Origin of the sequence: Vibrio sp. CUB2, from assembly GCF_001557945.1 — a bacterium.
GTDB classification, from domain to species: Bacteria; Pseudomonadota; Gammaproteobacteria; order Enterobacterales; family Vibrionaceae; genus Vibrio; species Vibrio owensii.
Genome location: NZ_LNRB01000002.1, coordinates 11,153 through 23,419 on the forward strand (window position 1 = coordinate 11,153; position 12,267 = coordinate 23,419).

Consider the following 12,267-nt stretch of genomic DNA (forward strand, 5'->3'; position numbering starts at 1 on the left):
ACCTCACTCAATACTTGGTATTGATCTCATTTGGGGTCAAGAACGAACCATCTACACCTAAAAGGTCGCGGTAGTAAGTTTCAAACATCAAAATGTTCTGCACATAACCACGCGTCTCTTTAAATGAAATTGCTTCAATAAAGGAATAAGCGTCGACTTTTCCTTGTGTTCGATCTCGCCACATTTTTACTCGGTTAGGTCCTGCATTATAAGCAGCGAGCGCGAAAATACGATTATTATCGTAATCCTCCATCAAACCTTGTAAGTAGTGGCTACCAATCTCGATGTTCTTACCCACGTTGTATAGGTCTTGAGTACCTTGATACTTGAGCTTGTACTTGTTTGCCGTGTACTTAGCCGTCGCAGGCATAATTTGCATTAGGCCACGAGCACCAACAGGCGAACGCGCCTCCGAATCCAATGCACTTTCTTGTCGAGCGAGGGACATCATCGTAATCGGGTCGATGTTGTGTTTCTCAGCGTAGAAGTTAAACCACCAGCGATGCGCCACGGGGAAACGCAATGGGATGTTATCCCACATCTCCGCCTGAATACTCGCAATCACGGTGAGGTTGTGCCAACGCTTAGAAGCAGCATAAGCGGCAAGTTGCGTTTTCTCTTCTTTGCTCACACGACGAAGCAAATGCGTCCATTCACTCTTCGCTGCGGCAATTTTGTCAGTCGCGATAAGTTCTTCAATACGTGCCAAAGATTTCTGGTATGGCTGAACTGCTTTCTTGTCTAACTTAACCGAACTTGATGGGTACTTAATTGACTGACCAATCGCATTGGCCGCAGCAACGCTGTAAAAGTTACGTTGACCGACCAATTTCGACAAACGTTGCTTGCCCGCAGTAGCATCACCTAAAGCGATTTCACTACGACCTAGCCAGTATTGCCACCGAAGCGTTGCCTGTTCCTTGTCATTTAAAACCGAAATCCACTTCTGTACGCCTTTCCAATCGCCGTTTTGAATAGACAAACGAATGCGGCTTTCAATCAAAGGTAAATTCTTACTCGACTTCGTTTTATCATCACGCCAATTTGCTAATGAGTCCGACTCAGTACGAATCAAACGGATCGCAATGTAGTCAGCCAGAGCTTGCGCTTTCTCAGGGGAGAACTTTTGACCTTTCACAACTGCAGCATACGCATCTTGCGCTTGCTTGGTATTTTTACGAGCCAACTTCTCTAACGCATATTCACTCTGAGCACGGTTGAAATCATTAGCAGGTTGTTTCTTAGCAAATGCAGCGACCGTTTCTGGTTTATCAAACAGCGCTTTCATTGCTTTAGCTTGCTGCTTCGCTTTGGCTGATTCTGGCAGTTTTTGCAGGTAACTCATTAAGCCACCATTACGAGCATCAAACGCCAGCAGCATACGCTGAAGGATCAGCTCATCGGTGCGCTCACCCGCTTTGTCCCACGCAGAGAACAATGGGTCACACTCGTCGGCGATGCTTTTGCCGCGCAGCCACATGTGCTCTGCGCCTTTAAAGGCAGCAACTTGTTTACCCTGTTCTAATTGAGCGACATAAAAAATACACTGGTAACGCTCACCACTTGGCTCCACTTTTTGGAACTCGGTAATAGTTTTCCAATCTTTCTGACGATAAAGGTTATCTAAGTAAGGGGCGCGAATTCGACGTGAGAATGGAAAAGCCTCGTGGTCATTAATAAATTCGTCTACCTGTTGTGGAGACTTACTCGATAATTGCCTCAGAAACACCCGGTAATCCACATAAGGTGTCAGTGGATAGTCGGCGATTTTAGAACGGATAGATAAGTAACCATCAATGTCGTTCTTATCTAATAAATCCTGAGCTTGCTCATAGACTTGGCGCTGTTTTTCAAGGCTCAGCGCAGCGTTTGCTGACACGCTTACCGCACATAAAGCGGCTGCGTAGCATACTCTTTTAGCCAATTCAGATACGTTGAATCTCATGTGCGTCATTTTCCCCAGACGTTTATCGCTTCACTTCTTACCACTGGTGAATACAAGGCGCGGTAAGTCATAAAGCATATGCATCTATTTACACCGTATTAAGTTCTTATTGTAAAGCGACTTGATGTAATAAATGTTGTACTCGTAAAACTTTAGAACCCTTCAAAGCAAATAGATTTCCGACAATTCATCCATCCCGATGAAGAGTGGGTATTTGAATCAAAGGTGAACAAGAAAAGTGTATACCCTAAAGTTGGGAGTTTCCGGTCAGCGATGAAGAAGAAATCACACAAGATGCTAATTTCTTGCAATCCGGTAACAAAACTCAAGGAGTTGGTATAAAATAGAGCCTTTGAATGACAGTTAATTTAGGAACGATCGGCAATGGCTGAATACGTATATACCATGTCGCGGGTGAGCAAAATTGTGCCACCTAAGCGTCAAATTCTTAAAGACATCTCTCTAAGCTTCTTCCCAGGTGCAAAAATCGGTGTTCTAGGTCTGAACGGTGCAGGTAAATCTACGCTGCTACGTATCATGGCGGGTATCGATACTGATATCGATGGTGAAGCACGCCCACAACCGGGACTAAACGTAGGTTACCTACCACAGGAACCTGTTCTGGACGAGTCAAAGACCGTTCGTGAAATCGTTGAAGAAGCCGTTGCAGATGTTGCTGGCGCACTTAAGCGCTTGGATGCGGTATACGCTGCGTATGCAGAACCAGATGCCGATTTTGATGCACTTGCAAAAGAACAGGGTGAACTAGAAGCGCTAATCCAAGCGAAAGATGGTCACAACCTAGATAACGCACTAGAACGTGCTGCTGATGCACTTCGCCTTCCTGAATGGGATCAAAAAATCCAACACCTATCAGGTGGTGAGCGTCGCCGTGTGGCTATCTGTCGTCTTCTTCTTGAAAAGCCAGACATGCTGCTACTCGACGAACCAACTAACCACTTGGATGCTGAGTCTGTTGCATGGCTAGAACGCTTCCTAGTTGATTACACTGGTACTGTAGTTGCGATTACCCACGACCGTTACTTCCTAGATAACGCAGCGGGTTGGATCCTAGAACTTGACCGTGGTGAAGGTATTCCATGGGAAGGTAACTACACGTCTTGGCTAGAGCAAAAAGATGCGCGTCTACAACAAGAAGCATCGCAAGAAAAAGCTCGTCAAAAGACCATCGAGAAAGAACTTGAATGGGTTCGCCAAAATCCTAAAGGTCGTCAGGCGAAATCTAAAGCACGTATGGCACGCTTTGAAGAGCTACAAAACACTGACCACCAAAAACGTAACGAAACCAACGAGCTGTTCATCCCGCCAGGTGAGCGTCTAGGTGATAAAGTTATCGAAGTGAACAACCTGACTAAGTCATTCGACGGTCGTGTTCTTATCGATGACCTATCGTTCAGCATGCCTAAGGGTGCAATCGTGGGTATCATCGGTGCCAACGGTGCAGGTAAATCGACTCTATTCAAGATGCTGAGCGGCACTGAGCAACCAGACTCAGGTACGATTGAGCTGGGTGAAACAGTGAAACTGGCGTCTGTTGAGCAGTTCCGTGACTCAATGAACGACAAGAACACGGTATTCCAAGAGATTTCTGAAGGCGCTGACATCATCAAGATCAACAACTTCGAAATCCCTGCACGTGCTTACTGTTCTCGCTTTAACTTCAAAGGCTCTGATCAACAGAAAGTTATCGGCGAGCTTTCTGGTGGTGAGCGTAACCGTGTCCACCTTGCTAAGCTGCTTAAAGCTGGCGGTAACGTACTGCTACTCGATGAGCCAACCAACGACCTTGACGTTGAAACACTGCGTGCACTAGAAGAAGCACTACTAGAGTTCCCTGGCTGTGCAATGGTTATCTCGCACGACCGTTGGTTCCTAGACCGTATTGCAACGCACATCATCGACTACCGCGATGAAGGCCAAGTTAACTTCTACGAAGGTAACTACAACGAGTACATGGAATGGCTGAAGAAGACCCTTGGTCCTGAAGCAGCTGAACCACACCGCATCAAATACAAGCGCGTATCGAAATAATTTCGGTTATAAGATGAGTGTGCGGTATATCACCTTACACTCACCTTTGCTTGTAATTCGTACAAAGGTCGCTATCATAGCGGCCTTTGTTGTATGTGTTGCATAAATGGCTCAAATTGGCATTTTTTCAATTAAGAGCTTGACCTTTAGCAATCGTAACTCTGTGCTAGCTCGATATTTTAAGAACAAAAATTGAACAGTTTTTGTTCTGTTTGATATAGTCTTCGACTGATTTGACGACTTAATGAGAAAGCTCTATGACGGAGAGACGACGCTTTTCACGCATTATCTATCAAGTTTCAGCTTTATTGGAACAAGGTGACTTGGCATTACAAGCCACGATTCAAGATCTCTCATTACATGGCTTGTTGTTAAAAGCTGAAAATGCAAGTTCACTTGAACCGTCACGTAAGGTAGATGTTGCGTTCTCGTTTGCTCAATCAGAGCAAGTGATGCAGCTAACCGCCAACATCATATCGATTACAGATAACGAGATTAGGCTAAAGATCAACAACATAGACATCGATAGTATTAGCCAACTAAAACGATTTATAGAATTGAATGTAGGCAATAACGAGCTTCTGAATCGAGAGTTAGAGCATCTTTCAGATTTAGGGGAAGAATAAATTGAACGCCTACTTTAGTAACAATAACCATGTCTAAAAAAATCATCATGCAGATCCCGACAAAAGACGGGAATCAGCAATTTCATTTGGGTCGCCTTTCGATCCTAGCTATCTGTGCGTCAGTCGTTGCACTACCCGCTGTTGTTGGTGGTGCTTGGTACCTGCATCAAAAGCAGATTCATGACACACAAGCACTCAATCAAACCATCGCAAAGCTAGAGAGCGAGAAAGCTGAAATCTCCGTGTTGTACGAAGAGCAGTTAGATACCAACCACTCTCTTTCTCAGTCCTTAACCGATAAAAACAACCAGATTCAATTGCTAGGCAAGCGTGTATTTGATGTTGAGTCTGTGTTGGGTTTAGCAGATGAAGAGCTGAGCACCGATGAACATGCACTGGAAGAACGCATTGATGCTGCGGCAATCGATTCTGCAGTTCGTGCGACCATGTTCCGTTTGATTCCAAACGACAGCCCAATGACTTATCAACGTATCTCCTCTCCTTTTGGCAGTCGTGTCAATCCAATCACGGGCAAACGTCATGTTCATACAGGGATCGACCTAACGTGTAAGCGTGGAGAACAGATCCTTGCGCCGGCAGACGGTGTGGTAGAAACGGTACGTCCAGGTAACCGTGGTTATGGTAACTACCTCACGCTACGTCACTCGTTTGGCTTTTCTAGCTCCTTTGCTCACTTGAGCAAGTTTAGCGTGAAGAGCGGAGAGTTCGTCAGTAAAGGCGATGTAATTGCGAAATGTGGTAACTCAGGTAACTCAACTGGTCCGCACCTGCACTATGAAGTGCGCTTCTTAGGCCGAGCATTGAACCCACAATACTTGATGGATTGGACGCCAGAGAACTTTAACTACGCGTTCGAGAAAGAGAAGAAGGTGAAGTGGGGTCCGTTGGTTCAGTTGATTGATAACGTGGTTCGCCTGCAAATCAACCTTACTAACTCACCATACCGTGATACCAGCATCAGCACAGTATCGAGTGAAGATAACAGTGCCACATCAACCAACTGATCATCACGAAACATACGAATAAAAAAGAGCAGCGAATAAGCTGCTCTTTTTACATTCAAAATCTGTTTTTATCCACGATGGATATTGTCATTAGCCTGTTTGAGCAAGTTCTGACTTTCGTTCATGAATTGCTGCGAGTAATCACCAAACCAGTCACTCACTTGTTCGAAGCTTTCGACAAACTCAGCCTTGTCTTTACTGTCTAAAACAGACAACGCTTCACCAAAGCGCTGGTGGAAACGCTTAATCATGTCGATGTTTTCTTGTGATGAAAGAATGATGTCACCGTATAGATTTGGGTCTTGACCAAACAGACGCCCTACCATCGCTAGCTCCAAACGGTAAATCGGCGAGCTCAGCTTTAATAGTTGCTCAATGTTCGGATTCTCTTTGCTTAGGTGCATGCCGTAAGCAAAGGAAGTGAAGTGGCGCAGTGCCTGAATCAAAGTCATACCATGATCGTGCTCTTGCGCATCGATTTGGCACAAGCTTGCGCCCCAAATTCCAAACTGTTGCAATAGCCATTGGTATTGCTCATTACCACGACCGTCACAGTAGACAATCACCTGCTTCGCTAGGCTCGGTACATCTGGGCCAAACATTGGGTGCAAACCAACAACCGGACCTTGGTGCACATTCAACATTGCTTGCAGCGGCTTAGACTTAATAGAAGTCAGGTCACAAAGAATGCAATCTTGTGGCAGGTTACCGAGCTTCTCAATCACACCTTCTGTTAGGTGAATCGGCACTGTAACTACTACCAGCCCCGCATCTTTTAGGATGTCATCGGCATGATCCCAGTCTTTGCTGCCCAACACTTTAACTTGGTAGCCAGATAGTTTGAACATTCGACCAAACAGGCCACCTAATTGGCCATTACCACCAATAATGACCACAGAGCGCAGTTCTGGATTCAAACACTTAAAACCGGAATCTTTCTCGCTGGCATAGGACTCACGCATAGTTCGACGAAGAATGTCTTCAATCAGCTGTGGAGGGATCCCCATTTTTTCAGCTTCAGCTCGTCGTGATGCCAGCATTGCGGCTTCACGATCTGGGGCATAAATTGGCAAACCGTGTTCGCTTTTTACTTCACCCACTTTCTCTACTAACGCTAAACGCTGAGCAAGTAGCTCTAGCATTTGCTTGTCGACTGCATCAATCTGATCGCGTAATGCGTTAAGTTCAACTGCCATTGATGTTCCTTAAATCCCGTGTTGTTAGCCCTTTAGACGATTCTCTAAGAAAGGCACTAGCTCTTCGTGTGCATGACGTAATAGTGCCTCAGTTGAATCCCAATTGATACATGCGTCGGTGATAGATACGCCGTATTTCATCTCTTCAAGAGCTAGGTCAGAAGATTGGTTACCTTCATTGATATGGCTCTCAATCATCAAGCCTATAATCGACTTATTGCCTTCACGGATTTGATGAATCACGTCTTCGGCAACCAATGGCTGACGACGGTAATCTTTACGTGAGTTTGCATGGCTACAATCCACCATTAGTGAAGCGTCAAGACCAGACTTCGCCATCTCTTGCTCACACTCGTTAACAGACACTGAATCGTAGTTAGTTTGCTTGCCGCCACGCAGAATCACGTGACCATTCGGGTTACCTTGCGTAGTCAGAAGCGCGACTTGGCCTTCACGGTTAATACCCATGAAACGGTGGCTAGAAGAAGCCGCTTGCATCGCGTTAACAGCAGTAGCCAAGCTACCATCCGTACCATTCTTAAAGCCGATTGGCATAGAAAGACCACTTGCCATCTCACGGTGTGTTTGTGACTCAGTCGTACGAGCACCGATCGCTGCCCAGCTAAAGGTATCCGCAAGGTATTGCGGGCTGATTGGGTCAAGAGCTTCTGTTGCCAGCGGGATTTCCATCTCTGCCAATTCAACCAGCAGTTCACGACCAACATGCAGACCATGTTCAATGTCGAAGCTGCCGTCTAGGTGTGGGTCATTGATTAGGCCTTTCCAACCAACTGTGGTTCGAGGCTTCTCAAAGTAAACACGCATTACAATATACAGTTGGTCGCTTAGTTGTTCAGAAAGAGCTTTGAGACGCTTAGCGTAATCCTTCGCAGCTTCTACGTCATGGATAGAACATGGCCCACATACAACGAGTAGACGATGATCTTTTTTGTGAATGATGTCAGCGATGGTTTGACGAGACTCTTGAATAAAACGACGCGCTTTTTCACTTAGAGGAAGCTTCACTTTTAGCTCCTCTGGCGTGATCAGAACTTGTTCTTCGCTGATGTTGATGTTGCTCAATTCACTTCTTTGCATAACTTTGACCTGTATATTTATATTTACACCCAACCAATTCCTTGGTGAGACAACTAAGCCTTATCGACAAGATAACAGGCTAAAAAAGAATTACAACCGTACACAATAAAAAACATTTAGTGTAAATCTATATTTACACCAAAAGAAAAAGCCGAAATGCAGAACACTTCGGCTTTAAATGGATGTTTTAGAAAGTTTACGTCTCACCCTGAACGAACCATTCTTCAGGGATGAGATGGCTAGCCAACCAATCGCTTCATCGCTTCAGAGGCGTCTTTCCACTCTTGCGAAAGTTTTAGCTCGCTTAGAGAAAAGCTTTGCTTCTTCAACAAGGCATCTGCTCGAGGAACAGAAGTGATGGGTAGATTATCAAGCACCTCAACTTGCGCATCGCGCTTATTGCAAACCAGTAGCATATCGCAGCCAGCGTTTAATGCTTGTGCGCCACGCTGAGCAGGGCCACCCATGATCGCAGCTCCCTCCATGGTCAAATCATCAGAGAAGATCAAACCTTTAAAACCAAGTTGCTGGCGCAGGATTTGTTTAAGCCAATACTCAGAGCCACTAGCAGGCTGGTCATCATAATTTGGGAAAATGACGTGAGCAGGCATCATCGCGTCTAAGATGCCAGCATCGATTTGCGCTTTGAAGATAGCCATGTCTTGCTCAAAGATATCACTACGCTCGTCGTATGGTGTCTCTAAGTGTGAATCAGCAATCACACCACCATGACCCGGGAAGTGCTTACCTGTTGTTGCCATACCGACACTCTTCATGCCCTGCATATACGCGGTGCTGTGACGTAAAATGGTGTCCAGATCCTCACCAAAGGCACGGCTGCCAATCGCTTTACACTGGTGGCCTTTATCCAGAACTGGTGCGAAGCTTAGGTCGATATCATGAGCAATCAACTCAGCTGCCATCAACCAACCGCCCATGCGTGCCAGCTCTTCACTGTTTTGGTGTTTGGCGTATTCATCTGCCGCAGGAATCAGTGAGAAGCCTTCACGAAAACGCTGAACGCGCCCGCCCTCTTGGTCAACACCAATCAAAATCGGACGCTTCGCCGCTTTGCGGATAGATTGGGTAAGAGCTTGAAGCTGCTTGCTGTCGTGGTAGTTACGCGTAAATAAAATCAAACCACCAACCGTTGGATGCTCCAAAATTTCTCTGTCTTCTGCAGTCAGTTCATAGCCTGCAACATCAACCCATAACGGTCCCATTTTTTCTCCTCAAAATCGGCTGAATATCTCGTATTCGATGAGGTTATTCGCTTCAGAATTGCTTTACAATAAGTGAATCGAAGAATTGACGGAATTGGCTGTGAATCTTAACAAACTGTATATCGGTGTGATGTCTGGAACCAGTATGGACGGTGTAGATACCGCACTGGTTGAAATTGAAGATAACCGTGTTCGCTTACTCGCACACGATGATTACCCAATGCCCGCTCATATTAAGCAGACGCTTTTGTCGGTTTGCACTGGGCAAGACACGAATCTAAAAGCCATTGGTGAGCTCGACCATCAACTTGGGCATCTGTTTGCCGATGCGGTTTTACAGCTACTGGATAAATCCGGCTATTCCGCTGAGCAAATCCGAGCCATTGGCAATCATGGTCAAACCGTGTTCCACCAGCCAACAGGCGATCTGCCCTTCACCACCCAACTGGGTGATGCCAACATCATTGCAGTCAAAACGGGCATTGATACCGTGGCAGATTTTCGTCGTAAAGACATGGCGTTAGGTGGCCAAGGTGCACCGCTCGTCCCAGCCTTCCATAAAAGTATTTTTGCCATGCAAGATTCCACCACCGTGGTGCTTAACATCGGTGGAATTGCCAATATCTCGGTACTGCATCCTGAGCAAGCTGTGATCGGCTACGATACGGGCCCGGGCAACATGTTGATGGATGCATGGTGTGAACAACACACCGGACAAGGCTTCGACAAAGACGCGCGATTTGCTCTACAAGGCAACACCGATTCAGCACTACTAACTCAACTCTTAGCAGAACCTTACCTCGCGATGTCGTCGCCTAAGAGCACTGGCCGAGAGCTGTTCAATATCGATTGGCTGCATCATCAGTTAGCTGACCACAATATCTCAGCACAAGATGTACAACGCACGCTGTGTGAATACTCGGCGAAGACCATTGCAAACGAAGTGGAGAAATTCACGTATGGCCAGCAGCCACAGCTGTTGGTGTGTGGAGGTGGGGCGAGAAACCCCCTACTGATGCAACGTTTAGCGGAACTTCTGCCGCAGTGGCAAGTCGCAACAACGGATGATAAAGGTGTCGATGGCGATTATATGGAAGCCATGGCGTTTGCTTGGCTTGCTCAGCGACATATTGACGGGCTACCAAGCAACTTACCTGAAGTAACCGGTGCGAGCCGTCTTGCTTCTCTGGGTGTGCTCTATCCTAAAAACTAAATGCGTTGTGCCAGACACAGCGAAAAAACAAATCGAAATCAGTATTCAAAAGGCTTAAACCACTATGACAAATGACGCGCTTATTGCTGCTCTTGCCCATCTAGTATCAGAAGGTCGTAACCCAGATACGATGGACATCGATTTACTGCCTTCTCTGGACATTGTTCAGCGACTTAATCAGCAAGATAAGCTCGTACCACTTGCGGTTGAGAAGGTTTTACCCGAAATCGCACTCGCGGTGGATAAAATAACCGACGCGTTTAAAGTCGGCGGTCGTCTGGTTTACATGGGCGCAGGCACCAGTGGCCGTTTGGGTGTGCTTGATGCATCGGAATGTCCGCCAACATTTGGCGTATCTGACAAGATGGTGGTTGGTCTGATTGCGGGTGGCCCAGAGGCGATTCTAAAAGCAAAAGAAGGTGCGGAAGATTCGCCAGTTTTGGGTGAGCAAGACCTAAAAGACATCAAATTCACAAATCTCGATGTGGTCGTAGGCATCGCTGCAAGTGGCCGAACGCCTTATGTTATTGGTGGTTTGGAGTACGCCAACGAGATCGGTGCAACCACAATAGCGCTATCTTGTAATCCAGATTCTCCAATCGCCGACATAGCCGACGTCGCAATTAGCCCTGTTGTAGGCCCAGAAGCCTTGACTGGCTCAACACGTTTGAAATCAGGTACCGCGCAGAAACTGGTGCTAAACATGCTAACAACCGCAAGCATGATCCGTTTGGGCAAGAGCTATCAAAACCTAATGGTTGATGTGAAAGCAACCAACAACAAGCTCGTTGCACGCGCAGCGCGAATTGTGATGCAAGCGACCGATTGCAGCAAAGAACAAGCTACCGAAGTGCTTAAGCAGACGGATTATGAGGTGAAGCTGGCGATCTTAATGATCCTGACCGATCTTGATATTGAATCTGCTCGTGCTCACCTGCACCACCAAGACGGCTTCTTACGCAAAGCTGTGGAAAACCACCAGCCGAAATAAATTTTGAGTCCGGCAACTCAAACCTGTAGATACAAGACAAACAAAAAGGAGACCTCGTGGTCTCCTTTTTTGTTTTAGATATCAAGATTTAGTCTTCATACAACCATTCATCAAACTCTTGGTTAAGCTTGTCATTTGCTTTACGTTTGATGTGATCAGGATTCGTTATGTTCTTAACGTTCTCTACTTTATTGGTGTACTTGCGAGTGGTTTGGTTTACTTCTCGCTTCACTTGGTTCTCGACATAAGTACCGTCAGTGACTTCTTTAATATTACGCTTGGTATTGTTGATGGCATTGGTAATACGATGCTTATCGTGATCGTATTTACGCTTCATCTTAATCGACTCTTTCAACACGTTGGTCGCACCAACCGTTAAGGGCAACAATGCTAATGCGACCAAAAAATACTTCTTCATGTTTTCATTTCACTTCTGATTGAATCTCAAGCCATAAGTACAGCAAAGCAATAAAATTCAAATGTCAGAAGATCAACAAGCAAAACCACAGTCTTGATTATGAAACAGATTTAGTTGCTGTATTCGTTCCAGCCACGTTGCCATTCCATACGGAATTTTTGTGCCCCAGGCGTTCCCTCACATACACCTTCATAATACTGACCAGACAAGCCCATTTGGTAAGCAAAATCAGGATTACAATATTCAGTTACCCCTTCAAGGTAACCTTGGTCATAATCGCCTTGCTTTACATTTCCTAACGAGCGAAGTTCTTTCATGGTACGAGAGGTATGCCCAGCGACACCATCTTGATAACCGATCTGGTACCAATCTCCGGACTGCGCCAGTTCTTCCGTTGTTGCCGCACACCCTGCTAGTAAAGCCAGCGCCAAGCCTAACGTTGCCTTTTTCATCATTCTTCCTTAACTAATTGTTTTCAAA

General features: G+C 45.9%; 11 protein-coding genes. 5 read left to right on the top strand and 6 right to left on the bottom strand.

What is annotated here, in order from left to right:
* Positions 1-7 precede the first annotated feature (7 nt).
* Complete coding sequence (locus ATB78_RS02420) at positions 8-1,954, bottom strand: transglycosylase SLT domain-containing protein (RefSeq protein ID WP_061007736.1); 1,947 nt, start codon at positions 1,952-1,954, stop codon at positions 8-10.
* Positions 1,955-2,329: 375 nt separating this feature from the next.
* Here ATB78_RS02420 and ettA point away from each other — a divergent pair, with 375 nt between their 5' ends.
* The 3 genes from ettA to ATB78_RS02435 all read left to right on the top strand — a co-directional run bounded on the left by ettA (position 2,330) and on the right by ATB78_RS02435 (position 5,648).
* On the top strand, positions 2,330-3,997 hold the full coding sequence (ettA, locus tag ATB78_RS02425; RefSeq protein ID WP_005425335.1) for an energy-dependent translational throttle protein EttA: 1,668 nt from the start codon (positions 2,330-2,332) through the stop codon (positions 3,995-3,997).
* Between the two features lie 257 nt (positions 3,998-4,254).
* Positions 4,255-4,623, top strand: coding sequence for a PilZ domain-containing protein (locus ATB78_RS02430; protein WP_005440601.1), 369 nt, complete (start codon positions 4,255-4,257; stop codon positions 4,621-4,623).
* Positions 4,624-4,652: 29 nt separating this feature from the next.
* Positions 4,653-5,648: a M23 family metallopeptidase gene (locus ATB78_RS02435; RefSeq protein WP_009707683.1), complete on the top strand. Its 996-nt coding sequence runs from the start codon at positions 4,653-4,655 to the stop codon at positions 5,646-5,648.
* Between the two features lie 68 nt (positions 5,649-5,716).
* Here ATB78_RS02435 and tyrA read toward each other — a convergent pair whose 3' ends face one another.
* The 3 genes from tyrA to nagZ form a co-directional block, all read right to left on the bottom strand.
* Positions 5,717-6,844, bottom strand: coding sequence for a bifunctional chorismate mutase/prephenate dehydrogenase (gene tyrA / locus ATB78_RS02440; protein ID WP_045482341.1), 1,128 nt, complete (start codon positions 6,842-6,844; stop codon positions 5,717-5,719).
* 24 nt (positions 6,845-6,868) lie between these two features.
* Positions 6,869-7,942 carry a 3-deoxy-7-phosphoheptulonate synthase gene (locus ATB78_RS02445; protein ID WP_005425327.1) on the bottom strand — a complete coding sequence of 358 codons (1,074 nt, stop codon included), beginning with the start codon at positions 7,940-7,942 and terminating at the stop codon, positions 6,869-6,871.
* A 239-nt stretch (positions 7,943-8,181) separates the two neighbouring features.
* Positions 8,182-9,165 (bottom strand): beta-N-acetylhexosaminidase, encoded by a 984-nt coding sequence (gene nagZ / locus ATB78_RS02450; protein ID WP_045416290.1) that lies wholly within the window; start codon positions 9,163-9,165, stop codon positions 8,182-8,184.
* Between the two features lie 100 nt (positions 9,166-9,265).
* Between nagZ and ATB78_RS02455 the strand changes: the two genes are divergently transcribed.
* Complete coding sequence (locus ATB78_RS02455; protein ID WP_061007737.1) at positions 9,266-10,378, top strand: anhydro-N-acetylmuramic acid kinase; 1,113 nt, start codon at positions 9,266-9,268, stop codon at positions 10,376-10,378.
* A 64-nt stretch (positions 10,379-10,442) separates the two neighbouring features.
* Positions 10,443-11,369 (top strand): N-acetylmuramic acid 6-phosphate etherase, encoded by a 927-nt coding sequence (murQ, locus tag ATB78_RS02460; protein ID WP_039842343.1) that lies wholly within the window; start codon positions 10,443-10,445, stop codon positions 11,367-11,369.
* An 88-nt stretch (positions 11,370-11,457) separates the two neighbouring features.
* Here the strand turns inward: murQ and ATB78_RS02465 are convergent, their stop codons facing one another.
* Entirely contained in the window at positions 11,458-11,787 is a 330-nt protein-coding gene (locus ATB78_RS02465) for a hypothetical protein (RefSeq protein WP_061007738.1), read from the bottom strand.
* A gap of 110 nt (positions 11,788-11,897) precedes the next feature.
* A complete protein-coding gene (locus ATB78_RS02470) occupies positions 11,898-12,239 on the bottom strand; it encodes a DUF2799 domain-containing protein (RefSeq protein WP_009707688.1) in 342 nt (113 codons plus the stop codon).
* Positions 12,240-12,267: the final 28 nt, after the last annotated feature.

Bases quoted from the DNA above. Each gene is read 5' to 3' on its own strand.
- murQ (WP_039842343.1), top strand. From the start codon at position 10,443: ATGACAAATGACGCGCTTATTGCTGCTCTTGCCCATCTAGTATCAGAA.
- ATB78_RS02465 (WP_061007738.1), bottom strand. From the start codon at position 11,787: ATGAAGAAGTATTTTTTGGTCGCATTAGCATTGTTGCCCTTAACGGTT.
- ATB78_RS02435 (WP_009707683.1), top strand. From the start codon at position 4,653: ATGTCTAAAAAAATCATCATGCAGATCCCGACAAAAGACGGGAATCAG.
- nagZ (WP_045416290.1), bottom strand. From the start codon at position 9,165: ATGGGACCGTTATGGGTTGATGTTGCAGGCTATGAACTGACTGCAGAA.
- ATB78_RS02470 (WP_009707688.1), bottom strand. From the start codon at position 12,239: ATGAAAAAGGCAACGTTAGGCTTGGCGCTGGCTTTACTAGCAGGGTGT.
- ATB78_RS02420 (WP_061007736.1), bottom strand. From the start codon at position 1,954: ATGACGCACATGAGATTCAACGTATCTGAATTGGCTAAAAGAGTATGC.
- tyrA (WP_045482341.1), bottom strand. From the start codon at position 6,844: ATGGCAGTTGAACTTAACGCATTACGCGATCAGATTGATGCAGTCGAC.
- ettA (WP_005425335.1), top strand. From the start codon at position 2,330: ATGGCTGAATACGTATATACCATGTCGCGGGTGAGCAAAATTGTGCCA.
- ATB78_RS02445 (WP_005425327.1), bottom strand. From the start codon at position 7,942: ATGCAAAGAAGTGAATTGAGCAACATCAACATCAGCGAAGAACAAGTT.
- ATB78_RS02430 (WP_005440601.1), top strand. From the start codon at position 4,255: ATGACGGAGAGACGACGCTTTTCACGCATTATCTATCAAGTTTCAGCT.